Origin of the sequence: Sphingobium mellinum (assembly GCF_037860795.1) — a bacterium.
GTDB lineage: Bacteria > Pseudomonadota > Alphaproteobacteria > Sphingomonadales > Sphingomonadaceae > Sphingobium > Sphingobium mellinum.
Genome location: NZ_JBANRK010000018.1, coordinates 21,391 through 38,047, shown reverse-complemented (window position 1 = coordinate 38,047; position 16,657 = coordinate 21,391). Strand labels below are relative to the sequence as shown.

Sequence of the window (16,657 nt, the reverse complement as noted above, 5' to 3'; positions counted from 1 at the left end):
GCTTCATGCGGCGGCGGCAATCCAGAGGCTTGCGTGCAGTTCTTGAGCCTTCCGCATTGGCGGGCTCTGGGGGTTCGGGGCGGCCTTTGGACTGCGGCCGTCCCGGATTCGCCATCGATCCTGCGGGATGTCAGCCGCTGTTGCGCAACGCCGTGGCAATGGCGTTGATTGAAAGTTCGATGCCTTCCTTGATGCGAGGGTCGTCCTCCCCGCCGCGGTGGCGCTTCATCAGTTCGACCTGCAACAGGTTCAGCGGTTCGATATAGGGCAGGCGCAGCCGGATCGAGCTGTCGAGCTTCGGATTCTTTTCCAGCAGCCGCGACTGGCCGGTGGCGGCGAGCAGACCGTCATGGGCAAGATCCCATCCTTCCCGGATGCGGTCGAATATGGCGCGGCCCATTGCCTGATCCTCCACCAGCGGCAGATAATGCGCCGCTATGCCAAGGTCCGATTTCGCCAGCACCATTTCCAGATTGGCAAGCGCCGACTGAAGGAATGACCAGCTCTGCGCCATGTCGGCCAACAGCGCCTTGTCGTCGAAAGCGGCCAGGGCGTGGCCGACGCCGTACCAGCCAGGCAGCATCACGCGCGCCTGCGACCAGCTGAACACCCATGGAATGGCGCGCAGATCCTCGATCCGGCTGCTCTTGGTCCGGCTCGCGGGGCGTGAGCCGATCTTGAGACCGGAAATTTCCTGGATCGGGGTCAGCTGCCGAAAAAAGTCCCGAAACCCTTCGGTGCCATAGACAAGGTCGCGATAGGCGTGAAACGCGGTCTGCGACAGCTGGTCCATCGCGGCGGCGAAACGCTGGGCGTCGCGATCGGAAATGCCCGCCGGCTCCAGGCTGGCAAGCAGCGTGGCGCTGGTCATCGCTTCAAGGTTGGCCATGGCGACGTCGCGCGTGCCGAACTTGGCGGCGATCACCTCGCCCTGCTCGGTGATGCGGATGCGTCCCTGCACCGTTCCCTTGGGCTGCGCCTGGATCGCCGCGAAGGACGACCCGCCCCCGCGTCCCACAGCGCCGCCGCGACCGTGGAACAGCTGCATTGCCGTTCCGGCAGCGGCAAAGACTGGTGCCAGCGCCTTGCTCGCCTGAAACAGACCCCAGGTGGAGGTGATGTACCCGCCGTCCTTGTTGCTGTCGGAATAGCCGATCATCACTTCCTGATGGCCGCGTTCCTTCACCACCCCGGCGATTTCCGGCAAGCCGAAATAGGCCGACATGATCTTGGGCGCGGATTCCAGGTCGGCGATGGTTTCGAAAAGCGGAACCGCCATGATCGCCGCAGTCGGCGCGGTGCCGTTCGTGCCGGCCCGCCACAGGCCCGCTTCCTTGAGCAGGATGTTCACTTCCAGCAGGTCGGACACGCTTTCCGCCTTGGAAATGATATAGTGGCTGATGCAGGCGGGTCCATATATGCGATGCGCTTCTGCCGCCGCCTCGACGATCGCCAGTTCCGACGCGGTTTCCTCCGAATATTCGGAAAAGCGTGTGCCAAGGGGCCGGTTCGTCGCCAGTTCCCGGCGCAGCAGGGCGATGCGGGCATATTCGTCCAGCCCGCCATAATCAGGCTCGACCCCGGCCACCTTCAGCAGTTCCGCGACAACGCGCTGATGCACGTCGCTGTTCTGCCGCATGTCGAGCGTGGCGAGATGGAAGCCGAAGGTCTCGACCCCCCGGATAAGCCGGCCGAGCGCGCCGCCGGTGGCCAGCGCACCATCCCCTTCGCTGGCAAGGCCCTGCGCGACCATGGCGAGGTCGCGCCGCAGCTGGGAAGGGCTGTCATAGGCATCGCCCTCCAGCTGCGATGGACGCGGCGGCTCCTGTCCCACCAGCGTCCGGTAGGTCGCCGCCAGGCGCGCATAAATGCCCGTCAGCGCCCGGCGATACGGTTCATCCTGGCGGCTGGCGGAGCGGTCGCCGCTGGCATCGGCAAGGTCGAGTACGGCCTGGGGCACCTGGGCCAGCTCGGTCGAGAGCGACAGCTCCGCGCCCAGGGCATGAACCGCGTCCAGATAATGAGCGAGCGCCGCCTCGCAGCCCCGCGCCAGGGCGGAGCGCAGCTGCGGCGCCTGGACGAAAGGATTGCCGTCCCGGTCGCCGCCGATCCAGTTGCCCACGCGCAGGAAGCTGGGCGGGCGCGCCCCCAGGACGCGTTCCCACCGGGCATAAAGGGCGGGCAACAACGGCAGGAAAATGTCGCGGAAATAGGTCAGGACATTGTCGATCTCATCCTGCACGAACAGCTTTTCCCGCCGCAGGGGGCGCGTCTGCCACAGGAGCGCGATCTGCCGGAAAATGGCCTCGTCGACATTCTCGCCCTCGTCGGTTTCGATGCGCCCGGCATCCTTCAGCATCATCAGATCGGCGATTCGGTTCTTGTGATCGATCATGCTTTTGCGCCGCACCTCGGTAGGATGGGCGGTCAGGACCGGCACGATCAGCGCGTGGTTCAGCAGTTCGGCTACCGCATCATGGCCGATGCCGTGGGACGCCAGCCGTTTGACCGCCGACGCCATGTCGGCGTCGGGATCGGCGGCAATGCCCTGCCGATCCTCGGCCAGATTGGCGAGCATCGAAAAGAGCATGAAACCCCGCACGAAGGAGAGCGTGTCGTCCAGGCTCAACGCTTCCAGGCCGGTGTCGACCAGGTCTGCGCCATGCAGTCCCCGCGCCCGATCCACAGATGCCGACCGGATATATTCGGTTTGCCGATAAAGGCTGTCGCCGCCATAGGCACGGATCACATCGCCCAGCAGCCGCCCCAGATAGCGGATGTCGGGGTTTTGCGTGATGGCGGGCGCGGCAGAGGGTGCAGGAGTCTCCATAGATCGATGCTGCGCCGCACCAATCGTCCGGTCAAGGCGATTCCCGCCCTATTGCCGACCTGGGCGGGGTTCGGCGGGTCAATGCCGGGAAAAGGCGCGCCGGACCTCTGGCATGATGGTGTATACGGCCTCCCGCTGCGCGCCGCGATTATGATGATCGACCCGATAGCCCTGATAATGCCGCCGCAGCAGCCCGGCGCGCACGAGGTCGGACACGGCCCGGCTCACGCTGGTGCGGCCAGATCGCATGATGCGAGCCCGCACCTCCTCTTCGATCGCGCGGTCGAGCGCCGCGGAGTCATCGCGATGGGACAGCTTTGCCCTCACCTCCGCGCGAACCGCCTCGACCATCGCCAGGCGGCGGCAATCCCGCTGCGCGAGCGGCGCCAGAGCCTGACAAAGCCAGTCCCGGACTGGCATTCGCCCCTCGTCGCTTCGTACATAGGGGCCGATACTGTCATTATGGCCCACCCCCTGGGCAATCAGCTTCAGGACGAGCAGCGCGTAGCGCGGACGCTTCGACACGAGCGAAACCCGGTCGACAAGGTCCGGCAGATTCGACTTGGGGACAAGCGCCATGGGCTGGTCGAAAAGGTCGGGCTGGTGGAACATAAGGGGATTCTAGCACAGGCCGACTCGCTGTGAATCCCCTTTGTCAGGGCGAAACAACAAAAAACATCCGTGTCACTTCACCCCTGGTCCCGCGCCGGAATGGCAAGCGAATGCGCCGCGATCAACGTGGATCGGCCACTCTTCCCTTGTCCGGCCGGCGCTCATTGGGGAAAAACGGGAATGTCACTTTACCCCGCCGGTAAAGTGACAGCGCTGTCACTCCACGACCCGGACGTGTTTTCGGATCATGAGCGATATCTCTCAATGATGCGTGACGTCGGGAGTGCTGATGAGGGGCATATGCTCGGGCTCGATGGTGGTGGCAGGCTTGGCTGCATGGCGCCGTGGAGGCGATCGGTACATCGCGGTGCGGCGCAATTTGCTTGATGAACGAACGGGTAGCGCCCTGCCCCTGTTCCTGTCGAGTGTGCGGGCCACCAGCGCGTCGATTACCGTGGCACCTGCAACGAAGGCCAGCGCGCCCCACAGGGCACGATGGCGGGAAGCCTGTCGTACGGCGAGGCCGAGAGCCATTGAGAAGAGGCCGAGGCCGAAACTCATGCGCTTGGCGTCCATCACATCCTCCTGCAAGGGGTCAGCCCCCGAGCTAACGGCCAAGACGGCGCGGGCGTTCCCCCGACCCCTGGAACGCTCACCGCCCCGGCCGCAGAAATGCCCGGCCGGACTTATCTTGTGCTATTGACGTAACGTGGAGAGAGGAGGAGGGTCCGCTCATGACCTGGCCCAGCGGCAATGGCGAGATGGCGGCGCGCGTGCGGGAGCATGATTGGGCGGCAACTCCGCTTGGTCCGATCAGCGGATGGCCGGACAGCCTGCGTTACGCCCTCGACCTTCTGCTTGATCATCCGATGCCGATGACGCTTCTGTGGGGCGACGCGCTTGTCGAAATATATAACGACCAATATGCCAAGCTGGTCGGGCAGCAGCATCCCACGCGGTTCGGCAGGCCGCATCGGGCGAGCTGGGCCGCAACCGAACCGCTGAACCCGACCCTGATCGCGCGGATCCGGGCGGGCGAGTCCGTGCTGATCGATGATGTGTCCCATTGCCATCCCGCCACCGGCAGGATGGAAGTTCATTGGTATACCATCGCCAATAGCCCCGTGCGTGGCCCGAACGGGCTGGTGGACGGCATATTGTTGACCGTGCTGGAAACAACGGAACGGAAGGCGGCGGAGCAACGCATACGCCAAGAGGAGGAGCGTCATCTTTTTCTGTTGCGCCTGAATGACGCGTTGCGTCCTCTCGCGGATCCCGCCGAAGTGCAGCGCACGGCGATGCGTATGGTGAACGACAGGCTGAAAGCGGTCCGATCCTACTATATCGAACTGGGCGGGGACGGCGACACAATCATATCCGCCCAAGGCGTGGACGTCGCTCCGTATCGATCCCCCTTTTCTGCGCACCCTCGCCTTCGTGATTTCGGCGAATGGATTTTAGAATCGCTCGCGCAGGATCGACCGGTGATCATCGAGGACTGTGAGGAAGATCCCCGCATCGATCTTCTCGCGCGGGATGCGTTTCGGCGCGCTGGCACCCGGGCGGCGATCGGCTTTCCTCAGCGCAAGCATGGAAAATTGGCCGGCGTGATAAGCGTCGACTTCCAGACGCCTCGACGCTGGTCCGATGAGGAACTGAACCTGATGGCCGCCGTCGCCCACCGCATATGGGACGCGGTGGAACGGGCCCGGGCGGAAACTGCCTTGCGCCGCAGCGAAGAGCAACTGCGCCTGATGGTGGCGGAATTGCAGCACCGTGTCCGCAATATCCTGACGGTCGTCAGGTCCGTCTTCACGCGATCAATGGAATCCGGACGGGAATTGGACGACATGGTGGACCATTTCCGGGGCCGGCTGGATGCGCTCGCCCGGGCCCAGGTGATTGTGACGCAGACAGCGGCCGGCACGGCGGACCTGCAAAATCTCGTTCGCGACGAACTGATCAGCGTAGGGGTGTGCGACGGTCCCAACGTCAGCATCGACGGCCCGGATATCCTGCTTGATTCCTGTGTCGCCGAAACGCTCGGCCTCGCTGTTCATGAACTGACCACCAATGCGCTGAAATACGGGGCCTTGAAGGGCGAAGGTGGACGGCTGGAGATCGGATGGTCGGTGCGGACAGACCCCGGTGGGCGGGACCGCCTTGACCTTCACTGGAACGAATCGGGGGTGCCTGCAGTCGCGCTCACCGGTTTGCGGGAAGGCTTTGGTCGGGAGCTTATCGAACAGGCTCTGCCTTACCGGCTGGGCGCCACGACCAGGCTTGAATTTCGGGGTGGCGGCGTCCGCTGCCTCATCTCTGTGCCTCTTGATACTGACACGGATCGATCAGCGACGCTTGCCGCCGGTCATGACGTAGCGATTCCGCTGAAGATTCCCAGCGTTTGAGGAATGGGCCCGCCCAAGCGGCGCTCATCGACTGCTGGTTCGTCGAACCGCATCGTGCCAGCCGGCAAGCAGCCGCTCGCGCTGCGCGCCCTCCATGGACGGTGAGAAACATCGATCCTGTTGCCACAGGCGCTCCAGTGCCGGCAGACCGGACCAAAGCCCGCTGGCAAGCCCGGCGTGGAAGGCCGCGCCCCGCGCGGTCGCCTCCAGGTCGTTAGGCCGCTCCACCGGAAGATCGACGATATCGGCGACGAAACGGCAAAGCCAGTCATTCGCCGCCATGCCGCCGTCGACCCGCATCATAGCCGGGCGGACGCCCATGTCTGCCGCCATCGCGTCGAGCAGGTCGCCGGTCTGATAGGCCACCGCCTCCAGCGCCGCGCGGGCGAGATGGGCTTTGGTCGTTCCCAGCGTCAGCCCAAAAATGGCGCCGCGTGCATCCGGATCCCAGTGCGGCGCGCCAAGCCCGACAAAGGCCGGCACCATATACACACCATGGCTGTCGGGCACCTGTGTCGCCATGTCGTTGGTGTCGCTGGCATGGGTGATCACGCCGATTCCGTCGCGCAGCCATTTGATGGCCGCTCCGGCGACGAAGATCGATCCCTCCAGCGCATAATGGGTTCGCCCGTTCAGCCGATAGGCAGGCGTGGTCAGCAGGCGGTGCTCGGACCGGACGGTGATCTCGCCGCAGTTCAACAGCATGAAACAGCCGGTGCCATAGGTAGACTTGGCCATACCCGGCGCGAAACAGGCCTGACCGAACAGCGCCGCCTGCTGGTCCCCGGCCACCCCCGTGATCGGGATTGGCGCATCAAACAGGCCGGGCGCGGTAGTCCCAAAGAAATGGGCATTGTCATGCACCTGCGGCAGCATGACTTCGGGTATGTCGAAGAGCCGGCACATCTCCCCGTCCCACCGTCCTTCGAACACATTCCAGAGCAAGGTGCGCGATGCGTTGGTCACGTCGGTGGCGTGCGCCTGTCCGCCGGTCAGTCGCCACAGCAGGAAGCTGTCGACCGTCCCGAACGCAAGCTCGCCGCGTTCCGCTCGCGCGCGGGCGCCCTCCACATGGTCGAGCAGCCAGCGCAGCTTGGTCGCGGAAAAATAGGGGTCGAGCAGCAGGCCGGTACGACGGCGCACCTCTTCCTCGACGCCCTGGCGCTTCAGGTCGGCGCAATAGGCGGCGGTGCGCCGGTCCTGCCAGACTATGGCCCGATGGATCGGCTCGCCGGTGCGCCGATCCCAGACGAGGGTGGTTTCCCGCTGGTTGGTGATGCCGATGGCCGCGATGTCGCCGGCGGCGACCCCTGCCTTCTCGATCGCGTCCCGGCCGGTGGCGAGGGTATCGCGCCAGATATCCTCCGCGTCATGTTCGACCCATCCGGCCTGCGGATAATGTTGGGGAAATTCCTTTTGTGCCGTCGCCACCCGGCGGGCTTCGTGGTCGAACAGCAGGCTGCGGGTCGATGTCGTGCCCTGGTCGATGGCAAGAATGTGGGTAGCGGCCATGGGCTTATCCTCCTGGGCCCGATCCGCGCATTTCGTTCGGCCCGAATAGGGTATAGCAAGGGACGCGATGAGCGGGAACGAACTGTCTGCGACCTATGACCTGCTGATCGTGGGGGGCGGCATCAACGGTGCGGGCATCGCGCGGGATGCGGCAGGTCGCGGCCTCTCGGTGCTGCTGGTGGAACAGGACGACCTGGCCGGCCATACATCCTCCGCCTCGACCAAGCTGATCCATGGCGGATTGCGCTATCTGGAATATGGCGAGTTCCGGTTGGTGCGGGAATCGCTGATGGAACGGGAACGGCTGTGGCGCATGGCGCCCCACATTATCCGGCCGCTGCGTTTCGTACTGCCACAGACCCGGTCGCCGCGCCCGGCTTGGATGGTGCGGCTGGGGTTGTTCCTCTACGACCATCTGGGCGGACGACGCGCGCTCCCCGCGACACAGACGATCGCGCTCGATCGCTCGCCTTTGGGGTCGGGGTTAGCGAACCGGCGGGGCAAGGGCTTCGTCTATTCGGATTGCTGGGTAGAGGACAGCCGGCTGGTCGTGCTGAACGCGATGGACGCAGCCGAACGCGGCGCCGACATCCGCACCCGAACCCGGCTCGTACGTGCCCGGCGCGATGGCGACCGGTGGCGTGCCGAAATCGTGGACCACAGCGGTACGACGGAGGTGCGCGCGAGCATCCTTGTCAACGCGGGCGGCCCCTGGGTGGCCGAGGTGATCCGGGCTGCGGGCTTGGCGAGGGAACGCGGGGTGCGGTTGGTCAAGGGCAGCCACATCGTCGTGCCGCGTCTTTATGACGGCGACCATGCTTTCATGCTGCAGAACGCCGACCGTCGCATCGTGTTCGCGATCCCCTATGAGGGGCGCTTCACCCTGATCGGCACGACCGACCAGCCATGGGCAGGCGCCCCTGCGAAGGTCGGCATCGATGCGACGGAGACGGCCTATCTGCTGGACACGGTGAACCGCTATTTCGTTCAGCAGATCGGCTCGGGCGACATCGTCTGGTCCTATGCCGGGATCCGCCCCCTCTATGATGACCAGGCGGGCAACCCCTCGGCCGTAACGCGAGACTATATGCTGGACCTGGACAAGGAGGGCGCGCCCTTGCTCAGCGTCTTTGGCGGCAAAATCACCACCTATCGGCGGCTTGCGGAGCACGCGCTCGACCTGCTCGGAACAGGCAGCGCGTGGACGGCCGGAGCTGTGCTGCCAGGCGGCGACATGACAAGCGGTGACTTCGACGCCTTTCTCGACCGCTTAATCGCCGGGCGCCCCGGAATGCCGCCAACGCTGCTTCGACGGCTGGCGCGGGCTTATGGGACACGGGCGGGCCGGCTGCTCGGCAACGCTCAATGTCTGGACGATCTGGGTCCGCTCCTTGCGGGAGACCTGAGCGCCGCGGAGGTTGATTATCTCGTGTCGCAGGAATGGGCGCGAACCAGCGAGGACATCCTTTATCGCCGCAGCAAGCTGGGCCTGCACCTGGCCGGCGAAGCCGCCGCGCGGATCGACGAATATCTTGACGCATCCAGTTCGCTCTCAGCCCCGTTGCGCAAGGGAAGGTGACCAGCGTCGCGGCCCGCGCCTGACGCTGGCACCGCAGCGGCGGCCGACCGTCCGCGCTCCCGCCACCTTGCGGTTTTAGGTGAGCAACAGCATCAACGACAGCGGCGGGACTGAGAACTCGGCCCCGGCGCAAGTGGCCGCCGAATAGCGCAACGCCGCTGTTGATCTTGGCTAATCCCTTCCCTATGCTCGCAGGTGCGGACCGGGCCCCTCTGGCGCGCTGCCTGTCTTGACGTGAGCGCGTGATGTCGGACCGCATCGGATGAACCGATGCGACCGATGGGCGTCAGGCGCCTCCTCCATCGCAACGAATCCTCCGATCCACTCCCGTTGGACAAGAGGAGCATATGCCATGGAATTTCTCTTCGCCGACTGGCTCGGAACGCCTGCCTGGTTCTGGCTGGCCTTCCTGGTCATAGTCGTCGCGCTCACGACCTTCGACCTCGGCTTCCTGCACAAGGAAAATCGCGAGATCGGCGTCGGTGAGAGCCTGAAGCTCTCTGCCTTTTATATCAGCGTCGCGCTATTGTTTGGCGCATGGGTATGGATCGCCCGCGGGCCCGAACCAGGGATGCAATATTTCACGGGCTTCTTCATCGAGAAGGCGCTTTCGATCGACAATGTCTTCGTAATCAGCCTCATCTTCACATATTTCGCCATTCCGCCGCGCTACCAGTATCGCGCGCTGCTGTGGGGCATAGTCGGCGTAATCGTGCTGCGCGGGCTGATGATCGCGGGCGGCGCGATGGTGTTGCAGGAAGCGTATTGGATACTTTATCTCTTCGCCGCCTTCCTGATCTTCACCGGTATCAAGATGATGCTGACAGGGGACAAGCCGATGGACATCGGCGCCAATCCCATTGTCCGGTTTGTTTCCCGCCACATGCCGGTAACAGCCGACGTGCGAGATGAACATTTCCTCGCCAGGGTCAGGCATCCGCGCACGGGGAACATGGTCACGGCTGCCACGCCGCTACTGCTGGCGTTGATTGTCATTAATTTCGTGGACCTCGTCTTCGCGCTCGACAGCGTGCCGGCGATCTTCGCCATCACGACCGACACCTTCATCGTCTACACGTCGAACGTTATGGCCATTCTGGGCCTGCGCGCGCTCTATTTCGCGCTCGCGGCCATGGTCGACCGCTTCCATTATCTCAAATATGCGATGGCGGCGGTGCTCGTCTATATCGGCGCGAAGATCTTTATCGCGGACTTTCTGCTGGATGGGGGAAAGTTCCCCCCGCTGCTCAGCCTGGGCATAACCTTCGCCTTGATCGCCGCCGGCGTCGGCTGGTCGTTGTGGAAGACACGCGGTCAATCGGGCAACGGTGCGAAAGGCGGGCTGGAAAGCCTGTAGCGCGAACCGCCGGCAGTCCGTCAGGACTGCCGGCGGCCGCGTCAGACGATCAGTGCTTCATGTCGTTGCCGGCGCGCTCCACCGCCGATCCGACATCATGCTTGGCCTTGGATGCCTCCTGCTTGGCATCGCGTGAAGCATTGTCGGCGGCCGATCCTATCTTTTCGGCGCCATTGTTGATCGCACGACCCGCCTCGTCGACGCCGTTCTCGATCTTGTCGCCGGCCTTGTTTGCCACCGAGCTGATGTCGTTGCCGATCGCCGATCCGGCATTTTCGACGCTGTCACTCGCCTTTTGCGAACAGGCGCTCAGCCCCGCCGCCGATAGGATGGTCAGTCCGACGAGAAATGGTGATTTCATGCTTTTGTCCCCAATGGCCATTACTGGTCCGCAATAACCGCCCGAGCCGCGATAAGGTTGCGTAACGGTGCTCGCCGCCGCTCATCTGCTTCTCAGGCCGAAGACCATCGACCGGTCCTGGTCGGGGATCAACCCTTCCAGCACGCGCCAGAAACCGGTGACCGATCCCTGTCCCGCCTGCGCATAGGCGGCCGCCATCTTTTCGCGCAGCGCCCGGAACAGTTCGGCCTCTAGAGCCACACCGGCCGGACTGAGGCGCAACAGCTTCTGCCGTCGATCGCTGGCGCCCTGCCGCGTTTCAATATAGCCCCGTTCGACAAGATCGCCCAGGACCCGGCCAAGCGATTGTTTGGTGATCGCCAACAACCGTAACAGCTCCTTAACTGTCAGGTCCGGCTGGCGCGATATGAAATAGAGCGCGCGATGATGCGCCCGCCCGAGCCCCTGTGAGACGAGTCCTTCGTCGATGGAACGTGTCAGCGCGGAATAGCCGAAATAGAGCATTTCAATGCCCCGGCGTATCTCGTCTTCCCGCAAGAATAAGGGCGATGCGGGCGTAATCTGTGAGGCTGCGGAGGGAATTGAGGGATTATTCGCGCTCATATCGGCTATCCAGGGCAAGGATTTCGAGACCCTCTATGGCGATGGGCGGAAGCCATGACTAGGCTTTCCTTTCCCGCCGGACACGCTATATGCCGTGCCGCACCGGCCCGGGCCGGAACCAGTTGGGGCGTAGCCAAGCGGTAAGGCAGCGGTTTTTGGTACCGCCATGCGCAGGTTCGAATCCTGCCGCCCCAGCCAAGTTTTTCCCAACATACTGCCAAACCTGGCTTTTCGGACGACGCCGGAACTGTGGTGGGGCGTTTGCTACAGAAACCTGCTACAAAGTTGGGGCTGTGTGGGCATGGGAGGCATCCCGAATACGGTGCGGCGCGGGGGCGTCTAGGCGTCAACTTCTCCGAGCAGGCTGTCGAAGGCTTCAAATGAACATCATGGAGTTGCGGAAAGGCGCTGCCGAAGCGTCAGCGCTATCAGGTCCATCGCCTCGCTTGCCTCCGGTACGATGCCGCTGAGTTCGACGAAACCATGAATCATGCGGGAAAAGACACGCCGTGTCACATCGACGCCCGCTTGTTCGAGCTTTTCTGCATACAAGCTACCTTCATCACACAGGTTGTCGCAACCAGCCGTTATGACGAGTGCGGGGCAGAGACCGGCAGTCTGCTCCACGACCAGGGGCGACACACGCCAGTCCGCCGCGATCGTTTCATCTGTCAGATAAATATCCAGAAAATATTTCATTACCTCTCCAGTGAGGGGCGGCATCGCGGCATTACGGACACGGGACGGATAACCCCACGCCAGTTTCCGGTTATCCGTTCCTGGATAAATCAAGATCTGGCAGCATAGGGGGAAACCGGCATTCCGGGCGGCAATGGCCGTTACTGCACTGAGGCTGCCACCTGCACTGTCACCGCCAATAGCGATCCGATCCGGGTCGATGTCGAGCGTCGATGCGTTCGCAACAATCCACCAAAAGGCGGCAATCACATCATTGGACGAGGCAGGTGCCGGATGTTCAGGCGCAAGTCGGTAATCGACGGCAACAACCGCACATCCGCTGCGACTGGCCAATTGACGGCAAATCCTGTCGTGAGAATCGAGATCACCGATCACCCATCCGCCGCCATGAATGTAGATCAGCGCGGGTGCGGGTCTCCGAGACAATCCATGCGGGCGATACAACCGCAGCGGGATGGGCCCGAGCGGCCCATCAGCGATAATATCCCGCACAGCCGCCATTTCGACCGTTGCTCCCCCAAATATGCCGCTCTGCTCCCGATAGGCCTTACGGGCCTGTTCGATCGACAATTCGGTGAAATTGGGAGCGCCGGCTTCCTCAAGCGCCGCGAAAAACTTCAGTACGTCAGCGGTCGGCTCCACGATAACACTCCTCTGTTTCGCCAGTTTTTGTACCGGCTTTGCTTGGTTTTCCATCATCTTGCCGTTCACGTCCGGATCTAGCCGAATGCAGCTTCGATGCACCTCGGCTTCTGAACATAAAGGGCGCACCATAGCTGCGATTGTGATCGGGCAAGTTATATGATAACTGTATCTCTAGGATACATATAGGTCGGTGTCCATCCATCACGAACATGTCGAAAGCGCCTTATCGACCGACGTTTTAGGGATTCTGCAATGCGCGAAACAATCTGTCTGGTGCCCGGTCTTTTGTGCGATGGGATCATTTGGGAGCATCAGCGTAGGACGCTCACCACCCATTACGATGTGATGATTCCCGACCTCAGCCGCCAATCTTCGATCGGCCAGATGGCCATGGATATTCTTGCAAACGCCCCGCCTCGCTTTTCCATTGCCGGCCATTCAATGGGCGCGAGGGTCGCGCTGGACGTCGTCGCTCGGGCCCCCGAGCGGATACTGCGGATCGCGCTGCTCGACACCGGGGTACATCCCGCAACGGCTGAAGAACCCCGTCGCCGCCAGGAACTGCTGGATATCAGCGCGGAAGCCGGAATGCGCGCGCTGGCGGATCGCTGGCTGCCGCCAATGGTGAAGGACGGGGCGCTCATGGCGAACCCGGCGCTGCGCCAAAAACTCTATGCGATGGTCGAACGCATGTCGCCGCAGATTCACAAAAATCAGATCCGCGCGCTGCTCGATCGACCCGATGCCCATGCGCAGCTGTCCAAGATCGACTGCCCGGTCCTGATTGGCGTGGGCGAACAGGATCGCTGGAGTCCGCCAGCGCAGCATGAAGCGATTGCCGCCGCCATTCCCCATGCCCGCTATGTGGTCTTTCCTGAAAGCGGGCACATGGCCCCGATCGAAGCGGCCGAGGCCGTTACCGAGGCGCTGCAAAATTGGTTGAACGAACCCCTCCAGGCTTGGAGGCGTGATATATGAATGACATCGAATGGGTCGTCGAACGGCAGGTTCGCCGCTTCGCCATGTTAAACGACGCGCACGACCATGACAGTCTGGCGGCGATGTTCACCGATGATGGAAGCTTTACCCGCCCCACGCAACCGGACGTACCGATCGTTGGCAAGGAAGCGATCCGCGCCTTCTTCCGCGACCGACCCAAACGCATCACCCGTCATGTGATGACCAACACGGTCGTGGACATCGTGTCGGACTGGGCTGTGCGCGCGCACAGCTACGTTCTGCTGCATATGACAGACACGGTGCTGGTCGGCGATTTCTTCGACCAGCTGGTGTTGCAGGACGGCGTCTGGCTGTTCGCCGAGCGTCGCGGGACGCTCGCTTTCTGACGGAAACGGAGGCGCTACGCGGCCGCCAATATCCCGCCGTGCGGAGCGGGCCTGCCCGCCGATCCAGCCACCCATGTCGACATAGCCATAAGCACCCCCGCCCGCGCCGGATTGACCGTCAGGCAAACGTCAGTGTCTTGCGACTTGCAGGTATGGCAGCGGCCGCAGGCAACGTTGGGCACCGACACGATGTCGCCGACCTCCAGCATCTCGACATCGACGCCCCTTTCCATCACTTCGCCGGTGATCTCATGGCCCAGCACCAAACCGGCCGGCGCGGCCGTGCGGCCCCGCACCATATGCTGGTCTGACCCGCAAATGTTGGTGGAAAGGACCTTGAAGATCACGCCATGTTCGATGCGGCGCCCATCGGGCGCATCCAGCTTGGAATCCGCGATGTCCTGCACCTCGACCTTGCCGGGTCCGACATAGACGACGCCTCTGTTGCTGCTCATAACGCTCTCCGCTTATGAACCGGTTCCGTCAGCGCCCCAGACTGGCAGGCAACACCTCAGCAGTCGGCGGTGTCGGGGAGTCCATGCGCACCGCTTTCCAGCGCCATCGCCTGTTCGATCATCCTGCGCGAGCGAACCCCGCCCGCGTCGATGTTCAGCAGCAGCAGCTTGCGTTCCGGATAGCGCTCGAGATTACGCTGCTGCAGCTGCAAAATCTCCATGTCCTCGGCGAAAATCCTGGCCTGCCCCTCGCGGATCGTATCAGTCAACGCCTTGTCTTCCACGGCAAAACGCCGGGCCATGCCCCAGAAATACCAGTGCGACGTTTCAGTTTCGGGCGTGATGAAATCGACGACGATGCTCGACACCTTGTCCTCGCCGTCCGCCTCGTAACCGCCTTTCCCCCCCAGCGCGACGCCGACTTCGATCATGACGTGACTGGGGAGCGAAAAGCGGCAGATCTGCCAGCGATCGACCGTCGCGTCGCCCGGCAGACCCGCACTTTCCAGCGCCATCCGCCAGAAGGGCGGCGCCTTGATCCCATCCATGAATCGAGTGGTGACAACCTCTTCACCGACCACCCGCGTCCTGACCGGCGCCTCGTCGATCTCCTTCTGGCCGATACTATTGGAATGGACATAGGTTTCGTGGGTCAGGTCCATCAGATTGTCGATCATCAGCCGATAATCGCAATCGACATGATAGAGGCCGCCGCCATAGGCCCATGCATCGCTTTCGGCCCATTCCAGATGGTGAAGCCGTGCCGGATCGGCGGCATCCGCTTCGCCCGGCCATACCCAGATGAAGCCGTAGCGTTCGATTACAGGAAAGGTTCGAATGGGCGGGAAGCCACCCACGCGCTGGCCTGGCATCCAGGCAGTACGTCCCTCACAGCCCATCGCCAGCCCATGGTAGCCGCACACCAGTGCTCCATGCTGGACGAAACCCAGCGACAGCGGCGCTCCCCGATGCGGGCAGAAGTCTTCCAGCGCAGCCACCTTGCCTTCGCCGCCGCGGAAGAAGACCATCCTCTCGCCACAAATCTGGCGGCCCAGCGGCTTCCCCTTAATCTCGTCGGGTGTGCAGGCAACATACCATGCGTTGCGGGGCCAGGGCCGCCTGAAGGGTTGCTCGATATCCAAGGCTGTTTCCGGGGTCCCGCCAGCGACGCCTTCACCCGTCATGGCATCACGACCACGGGCTTGATCACCTCGCCCCGTTCGGATGCGGCGAACGCCTCTTCAATCTGCGCGAAGGGATAGCGGCGGACCAGCTTTTCCAGCGGCAGGCGTCCCTCACGATAATAGCCGATCAGTCGGGGGATGAAGCGGCGCGGATCGACCCCGCCCTCCACCACACCGACGATCCTGCGCCCCATGCTCATCACGGCTGACGGGTCGATCGCCATGCGATCGCCGGGATAGGCGCCGACCAGCGCAAGCGTCCCTCGCGGGGCGAGCATCGCTACCGCCTGCTCCAACAAGGCGGGAACACCGGTCGTATCGACGATATGATGGAACAATCCTTCCAGTGCCGCCAGATCCGGCGCCGTCTCGCTCGCACCCAGTTCGCGAGCAAGATCCAGCCGATGCGCATGTCGATCCAGCACCGTGATCCGCGCAGCGTCCGCAATCCTGGCCGCCATCACGGCAGCCAGGCCGACCGCGCCGGCGCCCATGATCGCGATCGACTGCCCGGGCTTGACGTTCAGTGTTTCCAATACGGTGCCCGCGCCGGTCTGCACCCCGCAACCAAGCGGTGCGAGCAGGTCGAGCGGCAGATCCGCGTCGATGCGCACGACATTATCCTGATGAGCCAGCGCATATGTCGCGAAGGCCGACTGCCCGAATATATTGCCGCCGATCGCCTGTTCCCCGCGCCGGATGCAGCCTTCGCCAGCCTGTCTTTTGCCCAGGAAATTGCGGGACACGAACTCGTCACAATAGCCCGGCTGGTGATCGAGGCAGGCGGCGCAACCGCCGCAACTGTGAAAGCTCAGCAGCACATGGTCGCCCGGCGCCAGCCCGCCGACGCGCGCGCCGACCGCGTCGACCACGCCGGCGCCTTCATGGCCAAGGATGACGGGAAAGGGGATGGGCAACGCCCCCTCCCGCATCACCATGTCGGTATGGCATATCCCGCAGGCGTGGATACGCACCCGCACCTGGCAGGGACCAGGCGGATCCATGGCCAAGTGCTCGAACCGGATGGGGTCTCCCGCCCGGTCGATGACTGCGGCATCTATCGTGA

The 16,657-nt window shown here is 63.3% G+C and carries 15 protein-coding genes and 1 tRNA gene; 6 read left to right on the top strand and 10 right to left on the bottom strand.

The genetic code is table 11. The features are described from left to right. Window positions 1–130: 130 nt before the first annotated feature. The 3 genes from ppc to AAC640_RS15330 all read right to left on the bottom strand — a co-directional run bounded on the left by ppc (window position 131) and on the right by AAC640_RS15330 (window position 4,018). Window positions 131–2,830: a phosphoenolpyruvate carboxylase gene (ppc, locus tag AAC640_RS15340; RefSeq protein ID WP_340267798.1), complete on the bottom strand. Its 2,700-nt coding sequence runs from the start codon at window positions 2,828–2,830 to the stop codon at window positions 131–133. A gap of 78 nt (window positions 2,831–2,908) precedes the next feature. After that, the gene (locus AAC640_RS15335; RefSeq protein WP_340267796.1) at window positions 2,909–3,442 is read right to left on the bottom strand and encodes a hypothetical protein; all 534 of its coding nucleotides are present in this window, start codon (window positions 3,440–3,442) and stop codon (window positions 2,909–2,911) included. A gap of 261 nt (window positions 3,443–3,703) precedes the next feature. Beyond that, on the bottom strand, window positions 3,704–4,018 hold the full coding sequence (locus AAC640_RS15330) for a hypothetical protein (protein WP_340267794.1): 315 nt from the start codon (window positions 4,016–4,018) through the stop codon (window positions 3,704–3,706). A gap of 158 nt (window positions 4,019–4,176) precedes the next feature. On the opposite strand from AAC640_RS15330, the gene AAC640_RS15325 reads away from it, so the two are divergent. Further along, complete coding sequence (locus AAC640_RS15325) at window positions 4,177–5,850, top strand: PAS domain-containing sensor histidine kinase (protein ID WP_340267792.1); 1,674 nt, start codon at window positions 4,177–4,179, stop codon at window positions 5,848–5,850. A 24-nt stretch (window positions 5,851–5,874) separates the two neighbouring features. On the opposite strand, the gene glpK is transcribed toward AAC640_RS15325, so the two are convergent. Beyond that, window positions 5,875–7,362, bottom strand: a complete 1,488-nt coding sequence (gene glpK / locus AAC640_RS15320; RefSeq protein WP_340267790.1) for a glycerol kinase GlpK — start codon at window positions 7,360–7,362, stop codon at window positions 5,875–5,877. A gap of 67 nt (window positions 7,363–7,429) precedes the next feature. On the opposite strand from glpK, the gene AAC640_RS15315 reads away from it, so the two are divergent. Continuing rightward, the gene (locus AAC640_RS15315) at window positions 7,430–8,941 is read left to right on the top strand and encodes a glycerol-3-phosphate dehydrogenase (RefSeq protein WP_340267788.1); all 1,512 of its coding nucleotides are present in this window, start codon (window positions 7,430–7,432) and stop codon (window positions 8,939–8,941) included. Window positions 8,942–9,293: 352 nt separating this feature from the next. Next, window positions 9,294–10,298, top strand: a complete 1,005-nt coding sequence (locus AAC640_RS15310; RefSeq protein ID WP_340267786.1) for a TerC family protein — start codon at window positions 9,294–9,296, stop codon at window positions 10,296–10,298. 49 nt (window positions 10,299–10,347) lie between these two features. Here AAC640_RS15310 and AAC640_RS15305 read toward each other — a convergent pair whose 3' ends face one another. Beyond that, on the bottom strand, window positions 10,348–10,659 hold the full coding sequence (locus tag AAC640_RS15305) for a hypothetical protein (protein WP_340267784.1): 312 nt from the start codon (window positions 10,657–10,659) through the stop codon (window positions 10,348–10,350). An 81-nt stretch (window positions 10,660–10,740) separates the two neighbouring features. Next, complete coding sequence (locus AAC640_RS15300) at window positions 10,741–11,262, bottom strand: MarR family winged helix-turn-helix transcriptional regulator (protein ID WP_340267782.1); 522 nt, start codon at window positions 11,260–11,262, stop codon at window positions 10,741–10,743. Between the two features lie 123 nt (window positions 11,263–11,385). On the opposite strand from AAC640_RS15300, the gene AAC640_RS15295 reads away from it, so the two are divergent. Beyond that, window positions 11,386–11,460, top strand: a tRNA-Gln gene (locus tag AAC640_RS15295). A 189-nt stretch (window positions 11,461–11,649) separates the two neighbouring features. On the opposite strand, the gene AAC640_RS15290 is transcribed toward AAC640_RS15295, so the two are convergent. Then, entirely contained in the window at window positions 11,650–12,672 is a 1,023-nt protein-coding gene (locus tag AAC640_RS15290) for an alpha/beta hydrolase (RefSeq protein ID WP_340267780.1), read from the bottom strand. Window positions 12,673–12,858: 186 nt separating this feature from the next. Here AAC640_RS15290 and AAC640_RS15285 point away from each other — a divergent pair, with 186 nt between their 5' ends. After that, window positions 12,859–13,584: an alpha/beta fold hydrolase gene (locus AAC640_RS15285; protein WP_340267778.1), complete on the top strand. Its 726-nt coding sequence runs from the start codon at window positions 12,859–12,861 to the stop codon at window positions 13,582–13,584. Further along, window positions 13,581–13,952 (top strand): nuclear transport factor 2 family protein, encoded by a 372-nt coding sequence (locus AAC640_RS15280; RefSeq protein ID WP_340267776.1) that lies wholly within the window; start codon window positions 13,581–13,583, stop codon window positions 13,950–13,952. The genes AAC640_RS15285 and AAC640_RS15280 overlap by 4 nt, the downstream gene beginning before the upstream one ends. 14 nt (window positions 13,953–13,966) lie before the next feature. Here the strand turns inward: AAC640_RS15280 and AAC640_RS15275 are convergent, their stop codons facing one another. Genes AAC640_RS15275 through AAC640_RS15265 form a run of 3 tightly spaced genes read right to left on the bottom strand, consistent with a single transcriptional unit; the run spans window position 13,967 to window position 16,595 of the window. Further along, window positions 13,967–14,407: an alcohol dehydrogenase catalytic domain-containing protein gene (locus AAC640_RS15275; protein ID WP_340267774.1), complete on the bottom strand. Its 441-nt coding sequence runs from the start codon at window positions 14,405–14,407 to the stop codon at window positions 13,967–13,969. A gap of 56 nt (window positions 14,408–14,463) precedes the next feature. Then, window positions 14,464–15,591 (bottom strand): Rieske 2Fe-2S domain-containing protein, encoded by a 1,128-nt coding sequence (locus tag AAC640_RS15270; protein WP_340267772.1) that lies wholly within the window; start codon window positions 15,589–15,591, stop codon window positions 14,464–14,466. Then, window positions 15,588–16,595 (bottom strand): NAD(P)-dependent alcohol dehydrogenase, encoded by a 1,008-nt coding sequence (locus AAC640_RS15265; RefSeq protein WP_340267770.1) that lies wholly within the window; start codon window positions 16,593–16,595, stop codon window positions 15,588–15,590. Before AAC640_RS15265 ends, AAC640_RS15270 begins: the two co-directional genes overlap by 4 nt. Window positions 16,596–16,657 lie beyond the last annotated feature (62 nt).